The organism is Mesorhizobium sp. M6A.T.Cr.TU.017.01.1.1 (assembly GCF_004023115.1).
Taxonomy (GTDB): domain Bacteria; phylum Pseudomonadota; class Alphaproteobacteria; order Rhizobiales; family Rhizobiaceae; genus Mesorhizobium; species Mesorhizobium mediterraneum.
The window spans coordinates 1-353 of the sequence record NZ_RZTA01000305.1; the positions used below are offsets into that span (position 1 = coordinate 1).

Genomic DNA, 353 nt, shown 5'->3' on the forward strand with positions numbered 1-353 from the left:
GAGCATGGCCATCCGCCGAAGCTGGCGCGACGGCATTAGGCTTGGCGCTCGCTGACGCGGTGAGATGTTGGCGGGACAGCGCCCCCCTCTGTCCTGCCGGACATCTCCCCCTCAAGGGGGGAGATCGGACTGCATCTCTGCTTTCGCCAATCTCAGATGTTGAAGAAAAGAACGGCGGCATCGAAAATGCCAATCTCCCCCTTGAGGGGGAGATGCCGGGCAGGGCAGAGGGGGGCGCGAAGGATCGCGACGCAACCGATTAGCCAGCGGCATCCCGCACAACAGCTGCGGTTTTCCGCACAATCCTCCCGCCCCTCTTGCGCCATGCTGCGACCTCGCAACCCAGCCAAGGC

Annotated in this window: 1 protein-coding gene; it reads right to left on the reverse strand. The window is 64.0% G+C overall.

Annotation, left to right across the window (positions count from 1 at the left end; all coding sequences use genetic code 11):
• Window positions 1-152: 152 nt before the first annotated feature.
• The coding region (locus tag EOB36_RS34805; protein ID WP_206637249.1) for a hypothetical protein at window positions 153-353 on the reverse strand (201 nt) is incomplete at its 5' end.